Raw genomic sequence first — 14,464 nt, 5'->3', positions numbered from 1 at the left:
AGCTTGTCCGATGCCGCGCAATCAACCGACGAAGCCGATGCCGCGCGCCATCAGCGCTGCACACAGCATGATCCCCAGCATCAAAGTCAGCTGGATGTGAATATGGCGACGGATGGCGCTGCGTTTCGCTTCATCGAAGGCAGGAGCACGCTGCTCGCGCAGGATCTTGCGCCAGGACAGAAACTCGCGTGTCGGTTTGATCGACAGCAGACCGGCAATGGCGAACAGCGAAAGCTTGATGAGGAAAGGCGCGCTGCCGAAATAATAGGCAGCGCCCTTCTCCGTATGGAACACCCTGGCGAATCCGACCACGAGCAACAGCATCGCGGATATACCGTAGGCCGCATCCATGCGCAGCAGCGAACGCGCTGACGTCAGGCTCAGTTCACTTTTCGTGAGCACCAGTTCCGCCATCAACGCCCCGAACAATACGAATGCTGCCGCATGGTGCAGGAAGGCCAGGATTGCAGACAGCATGCGTAGTGTTTCCGGGTTATCTATCGGTGTTGTCTATTTGATGATGCCGCAAGCGATGCGATTGCCGGAATCGCCAGCCGGCTGCGATTTGTAATCGTCGGCCTTCTCGTGGACCACGATGGACTTGCCGACGATATCGTCAGCCTGCCCGGTGCGCAGCGTCAAGCCAGCGACCGTTACGTCCAGCTCCGCGGAGCCCGAAGCATCCGCAGTCACGTTCGGTATGTCGCCGAGGTGATGGCTGTCCCCGGCCGGATCACCGTGCGGCTGCTGAGTCGGATTGAAGTGCGGGCCGGCGCTGCTGGCATCGGGCGCGCTGCAATCGCCTTTTTCATGGACGTGAAAACCATGCGTCGAACCAGGCGGCAGTCCCTTGATCGTCCCCGTGATGTGGACGCCATTGCCCGCGGGCGCGAGCATCAATGTGCCGGAAACTCCATTGCCCTGTGTCGCCTTCAGTTCGGCCGTGGCGCCGACCGGCGTCTGCGCTTCCGGTGGCGGCATCGGTGTTTCAGTCGTGGCCGGCACGGGCGGCGGCGCAGTGGACTGCGAGGTGACGGCATCGGGCGACTGCCGGCTGCAGGCGGCACATAGCAGGATTGAGGCGACAAGGATCGGGCGCATGGTTGTCTCCTTGGACTGTGACCTGCCCCTACAACCCCTGAACGCCCGATCCGTTCCGTTGCACCAGACTGTCGGAATCCACTCACGCCGAGACCAGAGCAGTCCGTCGCACGCCGAGATACTCGAGCTCGGCGAACACCGCGACCGCGAGCGCCTGACCGATCAGCACGGCGTATCCCAGCCCGTTCGGCTCGACCCAACCGGTGATGAGCATGAACGCACTGTCGATCACCCACAGGATATTGATCCCGATGACGACCCACACACCGACGTTCGGCGGCACGGGTCTTGAGGCCAGGAAACCGACGAACGCAGCAAACGGCAAAAGGACGATCCCGATCTGGGTCAGCAGACTGGCAGGCAGGTCCAGCAGGCCGCTGATCGGGGCGGCGAACAACAAGGCCAGCAAGCCCATGCCGCCGCTCGCCAGGGCGTCCACGAGCAGGACGCGGCGCAGGAAAACGAATGATTGAACTGGCACCATGGCAACTCCTTCGATGGGCATCGGTCTTCGCCGCGACCGGTGCGACAGAAATGGGATAGCGGCGATGGCGCAATGATTGGCGCGGGGGCGCGCAGGGTCGATTACCCAACAGGTAATGGGCACACTGACCGCAGCGAAAGGATGAAGATCATGATTGCGAACACGCAGGCACTCAGTGCAAGACCGGTTGGGGAAATGCTGCGCGAATGGCGGCAACGGCGCCGCATGAGCCAGCTGGATTTCGCACTTGAAGCCGACATTTCCACTCGCCACCTGAGCTTCGTCGAAACGGGACGCGCACAACCGAGCCGCGACATGCTGCTGCATCTCGCCGAGTTGCTCGATGTACCGCTGCGCGAGCGCAATACGCTGCTCGTCGCAGGCGGCTTTGCGCCAACGTTTGCCGCCAGAGCATTGGACGATCCCGCACTGACCGCAGCGCGTGAAGCCATCGACATGGTGCTCAAGGGTCACGAGCCCTATCCTGCGCTCGCGATCGACCGTCATTGGAATCTGGTGGCCGCAAACAGCAGCGTGAGTCCACTGCTGGCGGGCGCCAGCCCGGAGTTGCTGCAGCCGCCGATCAACGTGCTGCGACTCAGCCTGCATCCCCGCGGCCTCGCACCGCAGATAGCCAACCTCGGTCAGTGGCGCGCACATCTCATTGCGCGATTGCGCCGCCAGATCGAACTCTCTGCGGACGCGACGCTCAGCGAACTTCTCGACGAACTGCTTCCCTATCCGTCGCCACGGACCCAGGAAGCAGAGCTGCCAGGTAGTGCCGTGGCCATTCCATTGAGCCTTGCAAGTCCCGCAGGCACACTCAATTTCATCAGCACCACGACAGTCTTCGGCACACCGATCGACGTGACCTTATCGGAGCTGGCGATCGAAGCTTTCTTCCCGGCCGACGCGGCAACGGCAGGCCTGTTGCGACAACTCGCTGCATAGAACGCACCCCGCCATGAATCCGCTCTATCGACTCGACGGGATGACCGCCCACACGGATGCTTCTGCAGCCGGCCCATGGAGCCCAGACATGCAGCACGGCGGGGCTCCGGCGTCGCTGGTGGCCTGGGCCGCAGAGCAGATCCCCACGCGCGAGCCGATGCGCGTCGCGCGCATTACCATCGACCTGCTGCGACCCGTGCCGATCGCGCCGTTGACTATCAGGACCGATGTCGTGCGCGAGGGCCGCAAGATCCAGCTGTGTTCGATTGCGCTGCTCGCGGACGGTGTCGAAGTGACACGCGCCAGTGTTCTGAAGATTCGCGCAGATGCGCCGATGCTGCCGGACGACATCGGCCAGGAACGCATCGAGCTGCCGGGCCCGCAGGCGGGTGAGGCGCCGACGGAACTGCTGGGCGGCCAGTCCAATGCCTTCATTCGCGGATTGTCGTTGCGCATCGTACGTGGCGGCTTTCGTCAGCCCGGCCCGGGCGCAGTCTGGTTCCGTGCGCAACGGCCTGTCGTCGCCGGCCAGCCGCTTTCCCCGCTCATGCGTGCGGCCATGACCAGCGACTTCTGCAACGGCGTGTCGTCAGTGCTGGACTTCCATCAATGGACGTTCATCAACGCCGATCTCACCATCAGCCTGGCGCGCATGCCGGTCGGCGACTGGATCCTGCTCGACGCGCAGACATGGCTCGGCGATCAGGGCGCAGGCCTCGCGTTTGCGAAGCTGGGCGACGAACGCGGCTACTTCGGACGCGCCATCCAGAGCATGGTGATCGAGAGAAGGGAGTGAGGAACTACTTCTTGCCCTCGTCACTTTCGTGACTTTCCTGAGTTTCACTGCGCTTCTTCTCCTCTTCCCTGCGCTCGCGCCTGATCGTCAGTACCACCGAAGACATGGCCACGCCGATCACGGCGACCATCGCCGCCATGATGAACACCAGCCCGCCAGCGAGGCGATGCGCTTCGTAAAGGCCGAAAGCCAGTCCGATGGGAGTCGTGACGAGCAGCAGGGGTTTCGCGATTTTCATGCGGCAGAGGATAGGCCTCTTTCGATGGGCATTGCATCCCGCACGGCAGTACCAAGCGAAAGGGGCGCCGAGGCGCCCCTTTCGTGACTCGTCCTGAAGTCTGTGCGATCAGCGCTGGCTCGCTCCACGCAGCAGTTCGCGCTGTTTGGTGCGTGACGCGCCCAGCTTCGGCTTGGCCGACAACGAAGCCGCTTCAGCGAAGGGCTCGTAATCGTAGAAGCGCACGAGCTGTGTCGGAGCCGTGTCGTCCGCGACGGTGGTACCGATGGACGGAGCCGAGCGACGGACCTCCATCCAGTACACGCGGTTGTCGTCGGCGACGATCGGGATGATGCGACGTTCGTCGAAGACAATGCAGTTCGCACTGGCAACGGCGCAGTTGTAGCTATTGATCGCCGTGTTGTACGTCTGGCTCACGACCACCTCGACACCGACAGGACCGGTGGCTATCGCCCAGCGGAACGCCGCACTCGCGTCCAGCTGCACGTTGCCGTTACCGTCGATGTAGTCATTTTCCTGGGCGCCCATCCCGTTGGCGTCGAAGCGCAGACGAAAGCCGCCGAGACGCGCATCGCCCGACGTCTCATCACCCTTGCCGAACTGATAGAAACGGCCCACGACGTCCTGCTCGGTAAACGTGACTGCGTACTCCGGATCTGCGAAGACCGACGCCCCCGCTCCCATGTACACACCACCGTCACCATCGTTGCCGACGCGCACTTCCCAGAACAGGTCACTCGAGAGTTCATCGATGTCGCGGAAGGACAGATACTCAGCCGTCCATCCGTCGAACTGCGCGGCAATGATCTTGCCCTCTGCTTCCGGACCGCCGTCCGCGCTCAGTTCCCACGTGAAGTCCTGGCCGGTGATCAGGGCACGCCCCGTGCCGTCGGCGTAGATCTCGGCGACGTCAGCCACGACAGCGCTCTGGCCGCTATCCCAGACATAGATGGTCTGGGCATTGCCCTTGAGCTCTTCCACGTCGATGACTTTGAAGTTGTCCATCGACAGCACGGAACGCGCCACGGTGGAGGTCTTCGGACCGTCCAGCGACGGACACGAGGGATACGAGATCTGGCTGGTGGTCGTGATCGTTACGGTGCGTTCGTTCAGGAACGTCAGGTCCACGCCATTGCTGACATAGTGGGCTTCGAACTGCGCGACCGTACCGTTGCAGTTGACCGTGTCGTAGCTGATTGTACTGACCGGTGTGCTGTAAGTGACTTCGATCGTCGAGCCATCGCGCGTCCAGGTGTGCGGCTGGTCGTAGGTCTCCGAGTTCTCGAAACCAGTGCCATCCGCATACAGATCGAAATGCGCGATGCGGCCGCTGTAGTTGAACGAGAACAATCCATCCGTCGACAGCATCGCTGTCGTGAAGCCCTCGCTGTCGAGGTAGCGCTGCACGACTCCATCGTTCTGCGCCAGGTCAGGGTCCCGTGCGATCGCCACCTGCGCCGCCGCGAACGCGCTGGGGTTGTTTTCATAGACCTCGTTGATGAATGTCTGGCGGGCGGTCGCGTCGGAAGCCAGTGCAAGAATCGATGTCGTGCCCGCCGGCAGCGGGTTGTTCTGGGCATCGTCCACCGCGAGTTTGATGGCTGCGGCGAGATCGAGCACGTCCTGAGCATTCACCCCAACCGCAGCACTGCTCAATGCCGCTTCGCTCGTGATGGGCTGGCCACCGTTGGCCTGTACGAGGAAGACCGCCTGAGCCGTGCTCACATTGGTGATCTGGGTCGAGAAGCTTTCCGTGCTGGACAGGATCTCATCGGAACCGGCGGCGCTCAGCAATGACTGGAATGAACCGGCCAACGATGTGAATTCAACGAAGGACTGGGCGCCGACACCGCGTGCGCTCAGCGTCACGAAATCACCGGCGTTCGCCTCTTCAATCTCGATGTCGAGGCTGTAGGCGCCAGTGGCGTCGGCCGTCGCGCTGAACGTCTGCGAACCGACCGTCGCGGTCACTTGCGCATTGGCGATCGGCTCGTCGGTCACCTTGCCCGTCAACTTCAGGCTGACCGTCGCGGGAGGAGGAGGAGGAGGAGGAGGCGGCGGCGGAGTCACCGGAGGCTCACCACTTCCGCTCGGCGGGGGCGTAGTGTCGTTGCCATCACCACCGCCGCACGCGGCCAACTGCGTCGCCAGAATCAGCGCGCAGATCGCGCTGAGCCGCCGACTGGGACCTGTCAGACCGGACGTTTTCATCATTCACTCCTGCGAAGGTTGACATTCATACGCCGCGCTGTGCCGCGTGATGTGCCGCAAGGTAGTGAGCAGTTTTTTCCACCGCATACCCAATTTTGGGCATCGGCAGCGTTATGTATGGGATCCGTGATGGCTTTCTCACACCGCCACCTGCGATGCGTACCGATGCGCGGGGAAGTGTGAGCGTCGACTCACAAGCGGGCGGCATCCGGCATCGCGGGACCATCGGGTCTGCGCATACACGCTGCGAATGCGCGTGCGTCAGTTCACATTGAACGTCCGGGTGCTGGCGTCTTTGCAATCGATGTCAGCGCGTCGAACGTATCGACGCTGGGGATGGAGCGGCTTACAGCTCGCCAAGCCGGGCGACGAGTTCGATCTGCCGACTGACACCGATCTTTGCCAATACCGCTTTGATCTGCGCGCGCACGGTTCCGGTGGCAACGTTGCGGCTCGCAGCGATAGCCTCCGCCGTCCTGCCTTTCGTCAGCTGCATGGCTATGTCGGTCTCCGCAGCGGTCAGCGCATAGGCGGCCTGGACGATCGCCGCCCTGCGCCCGGACGTGCCCCGCATTCCCCGCGCCACGACCAGCACGCGCGGCGCGAAGCTGAACTCGTAGTCCCGGCGCGGTAGCGCCACTACATCAAGCACCAACGGTGGCGCAGTGCCGCGTCCACTGTGCATGACGACCGTGCGCAGCATCGGGACCTCCGGTTTGGTGCATCCCAACGCCGCTGCTGCAATCGCATCGGCCAGCGCGCGGTTCTCGACCAGACCCTGCGCGTGCAGACGCCCTTCTTTCATGAGCAGTCCGCGTCCGGCCGACAACAGCGACTCCGCCTCCGGTGAATGCGCTCGCACGACGCCGGCGCGGTCACAGACGAACACGGGAATGGAGAGCGCTTCCATTGCGCCGGCGACTATCGATGCGCCGTTGTCCTCCAGCATCTCGTGCGTGCGCACCGCCGCGCGTACATGCGGTGCGATCGAAGCGAAGACCTCACGCTGCTGCGGTGTGATATGGCCCTGGCGATGATTGCGCAACGCGGCGAGGCCCACGAGCATGCCTGGCGTCCTGTCCAGCGTGGCGAGGCATATATAGGGCACGTCCCAGGCACGTGCGAACTCCTGGTAGTGCGGATGCCGGTCGCATTCGTCCGGCGTGATGAAATCCGATTCGGCAACCACCTTCAGGAGGGGCGCCCTCATGCCGGCTGCGACACGCGGATTCACGCGCGGATCACCACCTCCGCACTCGATGAAGGCAGGGTGAAAGCCGGGATCGATGTCCGTCACGATGTTGATCGGCACCGACATATCGTCGCCGATGCAGATCAGCTCACCCGATTGCGATCCCGTCGCCTTGGCCAGGCCGTCTAGCGCCTCATGCCAGCCGCCACGATCGAACGCCGCGGCATGAAACGCATCGGTGACGGTCAACAAGTGTTCGTTATTCGTGATCATTGCGTTGTGCGTGGAGTTTTCACCACCGCTGCGCCACCCGGCGTGCTGTCGATCACAGCTGTTGCATGATCCCTGCGCATCGGTGACATCACGCGGTCGCGGACTAAGGGAAAGGATGAATCCGTGCCACACATGCGCGTCGCTCGTGTTACGCGAAGGGGATCGTGCAGGCACGCGACCAGGCCATTTCCCCCGGCGCTCGCGGCTGCGCATTGGTGTAGCGATTGCTACACTAATGTCCCTTCCCCTGCTCCCCCCAGCCTCCATGCGAGTCAATGCTCTTCGCGCTCTTGGCGCCTGCGTCTTTTTTTCCGGCATGGCCTCTCTGACAGGATGCGGAAACGCCGACGATGCGGGAAGCGAAGGGCCCATCCCGGTGACGACGCTGACAATCATCGAGCGCAGCGTTCCAGTTACGCTCGAAGCCGTCGGTCGGACCGAAGGCGCCAAGGAAGTCGAGATACGCGCCCGCGTGTCCGGAATCATCGAGAAGCGGCTGTACGCGGAAGGCGCGTATGTGAAGGCGGGTGCGCCGCTCTTCCAGATCGAGCGCGCGCCGTTCGAGATCGCCCTGGCCCGCGCCAGGGCGGACGCCGATCAGGCCACCGCGACGCGTGATCAGGCACGCCGTGAAACCGAGCGGGTTGCGGGTCTCTACAAAAGCTCCGCGGTGAGCCAGCGGATCGCCGAGGAATCGGAGACCGCCTATCGATCGGCGCTGGCTGCGTACGACGCAGCACAGGCGCGCGTGCGCGAAGCGCAACTCAATCTCTCCTACACGTCGGTCACAGCACCGATCAGCGGCGTCACGGGCCGCGCGCTGCACTCCGAAGGCAGCCTGGTCACGGCCAACAACGAAACCAGCCTGCTGACCACGGTCTCGCAGACGAATCCGATCTGGGTGCGCTTTGCGCTATCGGAGGCGGAACATGCGGGCTTGCGACGCAGCCAGGGCAATGGCGACGCATCCGTTGAATTGGTGCTGGCCGACGGCAAGCCTTACGAAGCGACCGGGCATCTCAACTTTGCGGGTTCCACGGTGGATCGACAGCTCGGCACGGTGCAGCTGCGTGCGGAGTTCACGAACCCGCAAATGGTGATTCTGCCGGGGCAGTTCGCCACCGTGCGGATCGGCGCAGGCAACCGGCAGGTGATCGCGGTACCGCAGTCTGCTGTCGTGCAGGGCAACCAGAGCCGCTATGTGTGGACCGTGGATGCGCAAGGCAAGGCGGCGCAGCGCCCGGTGGAAACCGGCACCTGGACCGGCAGCGACTGGATCATCCGCAGCGGTCTGGCGCCTGGCGACCGGATCATCGTCGACAACCTGATGAAGCTGAATCCCGGCTCGGAGCTGACCATCGCACCCGCGGTCGCGACGGATGCGCCGGCGCTGGGCACTGCAGCGGCGGCGCGCTGATATGTTCTCCCGCTTCTTCATCGATCGTCCGGTGCTCTCCGGTGTCGTCGCCATCGTCATCGTCATCGCCGGCCTGGTCGCAAGCTTCACGCTGCCACTGGCGCAGTTTCCGGAGATTGCTCCACCTACGGTGGTGATCAACGCCAGCTATCCGGGAGCGAGCGCAGAAACGATCGCCAAGACCGTCGCTGCCCCCATCGAAGAGAAGCTGTCAGGCGTCGAACATCTCCTGTACTTCAGCTCGTCCGCCTCCTCGACCGGCGACGTGTCGATCACCGCGACCTTCGACGTCGGCACCGATATCGACACCGCCGTATTCAACGTCAACAACCGCGTGCAGCTTGCATTGCCGCGGCTACCCGACGACGTGCGCCGCAATGGCGTCACGGTGCAGAAGCGCTCTCCGGATATTCTGCTGATCGTCTCCCTGGTGTCTCCCGACAACTCCCGCGACACCCTCTTCCTCTCGAACTTCGCCACCATTTCGCTGGTCGATGAACTCAAGCGCATCCCTGGCGTCGCCGACGTCAACATGCTCGGTGTGCGCGACTACTCGATGCGCATCTGGTTGCGTCCGGATCGGCTGGCACAGCTGGGACTGACAGTCACCGATGTCGCCAGTGCCTTGCGCGCCCAGAACGCGCAGTACGCCGCCGGCAAGATCGGCGCGGAGCCCGCGCCCAAGGGACAGGAACTGGTCTACACCGTCACGGCGCGCGGCCGCCTGGTCGAACCCGAGGAATTCGGCGAGATCGTGATTCGCGCCGATGCCGGCGGTGGTGCCCTGCGACTCAAGGATGTCGCACGCATCGAACTCGGCGCACAGACCTACGACACCATCAATACGCTCAACGGCCGGCCGGTGGTCAGCATGGCCACCTTCCTGCAATCCGGCGGCAATGCGCTCGACGTCGCCGATGCGATCCGCGCACGCATGGCGGAACTCAAGTCGACTTTTCCCCCGGGCGTGGAATTCCGTACGCCGTTCGATCCGACGCGCTACGTCGACGCATCCATCAAGGAAGTGACCAAGACGATCATCGAAGCCAGCGTGCTCGTGATCCTGGTCGTGTTCCTGTTCCTGCAGACCTGGCGTGCGACATTGATTCCCTTCATCGCCGTGCCGGTTTCGCTGATCGGCACTTTCGCCGGTCTGTGGCTGGCCGGATTTTCGATCAACACCCTGACCCTGTTCGCCATGGTGCTGGCCATCGGCATCGTGGTCGACGACGCCATCGTGGTGCTGGAGAACGTCGAACGACTGATGCGCGAGAAGAAGCTGTCGGCGCTGCAGGCCTCCATCGAGGCGATGCAGGAAGTCTCGAGCGCCATCATCGCCATCGTGCTGGTGCTGTGTGCCGTGTTCATTCCCGTCGCGTTTCTTACCGGGATCGCGGGGCAGCTCTATCGCCAGTTCGCGGTCACGATCGCCATTGCCGTGGTCATTTCCGGATTCGTGGCGCTCACCCTCACGCCGACGCTGTGCGCCTTGCTGCTGCGCGAAGCCGATCACGACTCGAAATGGTTCCGCTGGTTCAACCGCGGCTTCGACGCCACGACCCGGCGCTTCCTCTGGGGTGTCGACAAAACGCTCAGCCACCGCGGCCAGTCGCTGCTGATCTTCGGCGGCGTGCTGGCTCTGGTCGGATTCCTGTTCTGGAAAATCCCGGGCAGCTTCGTACCGCCTGAGGATCAGGGCTATCTGTTCGGCAACGTGCAGCTGCCCGATGGCGCCACGCTGCAGCGGACCAGCGAGGCGACCGCCAAGTTGCAGCGCCTGCTGGAAGACAAGGAGGCACTGGACTACACCATCATCATCAATGGCCTGGACATCATCGGCGGCGGCAACAAGACCAGCGCCGCAACGATATTCCTGCCGCTCAAACGCTGGGAAGACCGGGACATCACCGCCGACGAGCTCGCGCAGGAAGTCAGTCGCGATGCCGAGACGATTCGCGAAGCGCGTTTCAACATCATGAACCCGCCGTCGATCCGCGGGCTCGGGACCGCGGGCGGTTTCGAGGTGTACCTGCAGTCGCGCGCCGGCGCATCGTCCGCACAGCTGGCGGAAACACTGGATCTGTTCCAGGCCGGATTGGCGGCGCATCCGCAGCTGCAGGACATCAAGACCTTCTTCCGACCCAACGTGCCGCAGCTGCGCGTCGAGGTGGACCGCGAGAAAGCCCTGTCGCTCGGCGTGCCGATCAGCGACGTCTTCGACGCACTGCAGTCGACGATGGGTTCGCTGTACGTCAATGACTTCAATGTGTACGGCCGCACGTTCCGCGTGCAGATGCAGGCAGAAGCGTCCTTCCGCAACGATCCCGAAGACCTCGGCAACGTCTACGTGCGCTCGAAGAGCAGTGGCCAGATGCTGCCGCTCAAGGCGCTGATGCAGGTGACCGAGGTGAAGGGACCGGAGCAGCTCGAACGCTTCAACGGCTTCGTCGCCGCGAAAGTCGTCGGCAGCGGCAGGCCGGGCGTGAGCTCGGGCGAAGCCATTCGCGCCGTGGAGGACGTGGCCGCGACAGCCCTGCCCGATGGCTACCAGATCGCGTGGACCGGTCAGGCGTTCCAGGAGAAGCGCACCGGTTCGGCTTCCATTTTTGCGTTCGCCTTCGCCATGGTGATGGTGTTCCTGATTCTCGCCGCACTCTACGGGCGCTGGTTGCTGCCGATCTCGGTGCTGCTCGCCGTGCCATTCGCAGTGCTGGGCGCGCTGGGCTTCGTCGCCCTGCGCGCGATGGAGAACGATATCTACTTCCAGATCGGACTGGTCGTGCTCATCGGCCTGTCGGCCAAGAACGCCATCCTGATCGTGGAGTTCGCACAGCGCGCCTACCTGGATGGCAAGTCTGCGATGGATGCGGCCGTGGAAGCCGCACGCCTGCGATTCCGCCCCATCGTCATGACCTCGCTCGCATTCGTGCTCGGCGTTGCGCCGCTCGTCGTCGCCACCGGAGCCGGCGCCGCCGCGCGTCAGTCGATGGGCACTGGCGTCTTCGGCGGCATGCTGGTCGCGACGTTCATCGCACCGGTGTTCATACCGCTATTTTTCGTCATGGTGTCGCGTCATCGCAAAGCGACCAGCGCCGAACCGGCGCCAACGAGCGCCGCCGGAGAGCGGGCATGACAGGAGCGGCGCGCAATACCCGCGCGCTGCAGCTCGCCGCCCGGCGGGAGCAGTTTCTGGCAGCGGCTGAACGAATGTTCCTGAAGGACGGCTTCGCCAACACCAGCGTCAATGCCATCGTGCGCGAAGCCGGCGGTTCGCTGGCGACGCTGTATGCCGAGTTCGGCACCAAGGAAGCACTGTTCGAATCGGTGCTCAGCGAACGCGCCGTGCGCTTCTTCCCCGAGGCCCGGCCGCAGCGGGCTTCCAGCTGCAGCGGCGCCGAAGCGAAATTGAAGCGACTCGCCACGCATATGCTGCAACGCATGCTGTCGGAGGACGCGCTCGCCGTGTATCGAATCTGCGTGCACGAAGCGCCGCGATTCCCGGGCTTGCGCAAGGCCGTTCTCGAAACCGGCATCCCCGGGCTTCTGCAGGGAACGGCGCGTTACATCGCCGACCTAGCAACCACACCCGCCCTGGGCGTGGAGGACACCAACGACGCGGCCTCACAGTTCGTCGCCCTCGTTCAGGGACAGCTCGTTCTCATGGCTGCGCTTGGCGCCAACATCGACACGAGTACTCGCGAGCGACAGGTCGCCAATGCCGTGCGTGCCTTCCTGCGGCTTTATCCGGCCTGTAGCGGCAAACGAAACGAGTAACAGGGAATTTCACACGGCGAGCGTGACCAGCGGAAATCCCGCGGGACGCAGAACACGGAGTTCTGAAGGCCCTCGAGAGCAGCGACACTTTCACCGGCGCAGGCGGGATCGGAACCGGCTATTCTTACTCCTGTGCTCCGTGCCCTTCGTGTGAAATCCCGATCTCTTCATGCCCCTGCTGACCCTGAGAAACGCCGAACTCGCCTACGGCCTGCATCCCCTGCTCGATCGCGCCAATTTCGCTGTCCAGGACGGTGAGCGCATCGGCCTGATCGGCCGCAACGGCACCGGCAAGTCGACGCTGCTGAAAGTCATTACGCGCACTGCATTGCTCGATGACGGCGAACTGGCGACACAGGATGGCCTGCGGGTCGTCACGGTGGAACAGGAACCGGAACTGCCGGCCGCCGACTCGCTGCGCGAGAGTCTGGTCCTGCGCGGCGAATTCGATGCGATCCACGATGAGCGCGAGCGCTGGCGGGTGGAAGCGCGACTCGACGAATTCCTGCATCGCTTTTCCGTCATGCCGGACCGCGCGCCGCAGACGACCTCGGGCGGTGAACGCAAACGCGCCGCCCTGGCGCTCGCACTGGCACAGCAGCCCGATCTGCTGCTGCTCGACGAGCCGACCAACCATCTGGACATCGATGGCATCGCGTCCCTGGAAGATCTGTTGCTCAAGGGACCGACCACCATCGTCATTACGCACGATCGTACGTTTCTGGATCGCGTCGTGACGCGCATCGTCGAACTCGATCGCGGGCTGCTGCGTTCGTACCCCGGAAATTTTGCGGCCTACGAGATCCGCAAGAGCGAGCAGCTCGCCGCAGAGGACGTCGTCAATCGCAAGTTCGACAAATTCTGGGCGCAGGAGGAAGTCTGGATCCGTCGCGGCGTCGAAGCACGGCGCACACGCAATGAAGGACGCGTGCGCCGACTGGAAAGCCTGCGCGTCGAGCGTGCAGCGCGACGCGATCGACTCGGCGACGTCAAGCTGACGCTCGACTCCGGAGAACGCTCCGGCAAGCTGGTGGCTGAACTCGAGAACGTCAACAAGACATTCGGCGATCGCAGCATCGTGCGCGATCTGTCGCTGCGCATCATGCGCGGCGACCGCCTGGGCCTGATCGGCGCCAACGGCGCCGGCAAGTCCACGCTGATCAAACTGATCCTGGGGCGTCTGCAACCGGACTCCGGCACCGTCAAGCTCGGCACCAACCTGCTCGTCGCGTACTTCGATCAGATGCGCGAACAGCTCGATCCCGACCAATCAGTGATCGAAACCATCAGCCCGGGCTCCGACTGGATCGAGATCGGCACCGAACGCAAACACGTGATGACGTATCTCGCCGATTTTCTGTTTCCGCCGCAGCGAGCCCACTCGCCGGTGAAGGCGTTGTCGGGCGGCGAACGCAACCGATTGCTGCTCGCCCGCCAGTTCGCGCGGCCTGCGAACGTGCTGGTCATGGACGAACCGACGAACGATCTGGACATCGAATCGCTGGAACTGCTCGAGAACACGCTGCAGACCTACCCGGGCACCCTGCTGCTCGTCAGCCATGACCGTACCTTCCTCGACAACGTCGTGACCCAGACGCTGGTCGCCGAGGGCAACGGCAAGTGGCAGGAGTACGTCGGCGGCTATTCCGATTGGCTGGCGCAACGGCGCACACCCGTCGCGAGCACGTCCAGGGCGAAGACCGATGCGAAGGCAGCGGCCGCGCAGGCTGCAGCGCCTGCCAAGCTCAGCTACAAGGACGCACGCGAGCTGGAGCAACTGCCGAAGGAAATCGAACAGCTCGAACAGGAGCAGCAGGCATTGACCGCACGCATGAGCGGCGCCGACTACCACCGCCAGGGCACCGATCAGATCAAGGCCGATCGCAAGCGGGCCGAGGACATCGAAGCACTGCTGCTGAAGAAGTTCGATCGCTGGGAAGCGCTCGAGGCGCGACGGGGATAAGACACAGAACTAGAACTTCCACGGGGGACACGGGGAATCACGGGGACGAAGATTCCCGACCTGA

The 14,464-nt window shown here is 63.6% G+C and carries 12 protein-coding genes; 6 read left to right on the top strand and 6 right to left on the bottom strand.

The window, feature by feature from the left end; genetic code table 11:
• Positions 1-21: 21 nt before the first annotated feature.
• The 3 genes from VIZ63_RS10340 to VIZ63_RS10330 form a co-directional block, all read right to left on the bottom strand.
• The gene (locus VIZ63_RS10340; RefSeq protein ID WP_331609510.1) at positions 22-477 is read right to left on the bottom strand and encodes a DUF2214 family protein; all 456 of its coding nucleotides are present in this window, start codon (positions 475-477) and stop codon (positions 22-24) included.
• Positions 478-510: 33 nt separating this feature from the next.
• Positions 511-1,101: a superoxide dismutase family protein gene (locus tag VIZ63_RS10335; RefSeq protein WP_331609509.1), complete on the bottom strand. Its 591-nt coding sequence runs from the start codon at positions 1,099-1,101 to the stop codon at positions 511-513.
• Between the two features lie 82 nt (positions 1,102-1,183).
• Positions 1,184-1,585 (bottom strand): hypothetical protein, encoded by a 402-nt coding sequence (locus VIZ63_RS10330; RefSeq protein ID WP_331609508.1) that lies wholly within the window; start codon positions 1,583-1,585, stop codon positions 1,184-1,186.
• Positions 1,586-1,735: 150 nt separating this feature from the next.
• Between VIZ63_RS10330 and VIZ63_RS10325 the strand changes: the two genes are divergently transcribed.
• Both VIZ63_RS10325 and VIZ63_RS10320 read left to right on the top strand, forming a co-directional pair.
• Positions 1,736-2,536: a helix-turn-helix transcriptional regulator gene (locus VIZ63_RS10325; RefSeq protein ID WP_331609507.1), complete on the top strand. Its 801-nt coding sequence runs from the start codon at positions 1,736-1,738 to the stop codon at positions 2,534-2,536.
• A 13-nt stretch (positions 2,537-2,549) separates the two neighbouring features.
• On the top strand, positions 2,550-3,332 hold the full coding sequence (locus tag VIZ63_RS10320) for a thioesterase family protein (RefSeq protein ID WP_331609506.1): 783 nt from the start codon (positions 2,550-2,552) through the stop codon (positions 3,330-3,332).
• Between the two features lie 4 nt (positions 3,333-3,336).
• Here the strand turns inward: VIZ63_RS10320 and VIZ63_RS10315 are convergent, their stop codons facing one another.
• The 3 genes from VIZ63_RS10315 to VIZ63_RS10305 form a co-directional block, all read right to left on the bottom strand.
• A complete protein-coding gene (locus tag VIZ63_RS10315) occupies positions 3,337-3,570 on the bottom strand; it encodes a hypothetical protein (protein ID WP_331609505.1) in 234 nt (77 codons plus the stop codon).
• A gap of 108 nt (positions 3,571-3,678) precedes the next feature.
• On the bottom strand, positions 3,679-5,781 hold the full coding sequence (locus tag VIZ63_RS10310) for a hypothetical protein (RefSeq protein ID WP_331609504.1): 2,103 nt from the start codon (positions 5,779-5,781) through the stop codon (positions 3,679-3,681).
• A 346-nt stretch (positions 5,782-6,127) separates the two neighbouring features.
• The gene (locus VIZ63_RS10305) at positions 6,128-7,246 is read right to left on the bottom strand and encodes a helix-turn-helix transcriptional regulator (RefSeq protein ID WP_331609503.1); all 1,119 of its coding nucleotides are present in this window, start codon (positions 7,244-7,246) and stop codon (positions 6,128-6,130) included.
• Between the two features lie 376 nt (positions 7,247-7,622).
• Here VIZ63_RS10305 and VIZ63_RS10300 point away from each other — a divergent pair, with 376 nt between their 5' ends.
• The 4 genes from VIZ63_RS10300 to VIZ63_RS10285 all read left to right on the top strand — a co-directional run bounded on the left by VIZ63_RS10300 (position 7,623) and on the right by VIZ63_RS10285 (position 14,400).
• On the top strand, positions 7,623-8,663 hold the full coding sequence (locus VIZ63_RS10300; RefSeq protein ID WP_331609502.1) for an efflux RND transporter periplasmic adaptor subunit: 1,041 nt from the start codon (positions 7,623-7,625) through the stop codon (positions 8,661-8,663).
• A 1-nt stretch (position 8,664) separates the two neighbouring features.
• Complete coding sequence (locus tag VIZ63_RS10295; protein WP_331609501.1) at positions 8,665-11,796, top strand: multidrug efflux RND transporter permease subunit; 3,132 nt, start codon at positions 8,665-8,667, stop codon at positions 11,794-11,796.
• The gene (locus tag VIZ63_RS10290) at positions 11,793-12,437 is read left to right on the top strand and encodes a TetR/AcrR family transcriptional regulator (protein WP_331609500.1); all 645 of its coding nucleotides are present in this window, start codon (positions 11,793-11,795) and stop codon (positions 12,435-12,437) included. Before VIZ63_RS10295 ends, VIZ63_RS10290 begins: the two co-directional genes overlap by 4 nt.
• Before the next feature lie 169 nt (positions 12,438-12,606).
• On the top strand, positions 12,607-14,400 hold the full coding sequence (locus tag VIZ63_RS10285; protein WP_331609499.1) for an ATP-binding cassette domain-containing protein: 1,794 nt from the start codon (positions 12,607-12,609) through the stop codon (positions 14,398-14,400).
• The last annotated feature ends 64 nt before the right edge of the window (positions 14,401-14,464 follow it).

Origin of the sequence: Povalibacter sp. (genome assembly GCF_036520495.1) — a bacterium.
In the GTDB taxonomy this organism is placed as follows: domain Bacteria; phylum Pseudomonadota; class Gammaproteobacteria; order Steroidobacterales; family Steroidobacteraceae; genus Steroidobacter.
Note: the sequence above shows the minus strand (reverse complement) of the source record. Positions and strands in the feature narration are given on the sequence as shown.